Below are 374 nucleotides of genomic sequence, written 5' to 3' on the forward strand. Positions count from 1 at the left end.
CTGAAGTAGCGATTATTCCGGGCATGTTCGTTCATTAATTTCCACATTCGTTCTATCGGATTCAGGTTTGGACTGTACGGTGGGAGATAATGGAGCTGTATATTCACCACTTCTGCCCAGTCTTTTACTAACTGTGAACGGTGGTAGCCTGCGCCATCCAGAATGACGTGGATTTTCTGGTTATAATCAGGATAAACCTTACGTATCTCATTGAAAAAACGGGATACATTGTACTCATTAATCGTTTTATATTCGCAGATTAACGGGTGTTCCGGGGCTTTCAGATCCAGCGCCCCCATGATATTCAGGCGTGTGCGGCTGCCTGTTGTTTTTACTGATTTTTTCTGGCCTTTACGTATCAAGCCATAGCTGTT

General features: G+C 43.9%; 1 protein-coding gene. It reads right to left on the reverse strand.

Going from position 1 to position 374, the window contains the following annotated elements; genetic code table 11:
• Positions 1 to 374 (reverse strand): IS630 family transposase (locus A7090_RS25630; RefSeq protein ID WP_123057002.1); only part of this gene is annotated, 374 nt, incomplete at both ends.

Origin of the sequence: Escherichia sp. MOD1-EC7003, assembly GCF_002965065.1 — a bacterium.
In the GTDB taxonomy this organism is placed as follows: Bacteria; Pseudomonadota; Gammaproteobacteria; order Enterobacterales; family Enterobacteriaceae; genus Escherichia.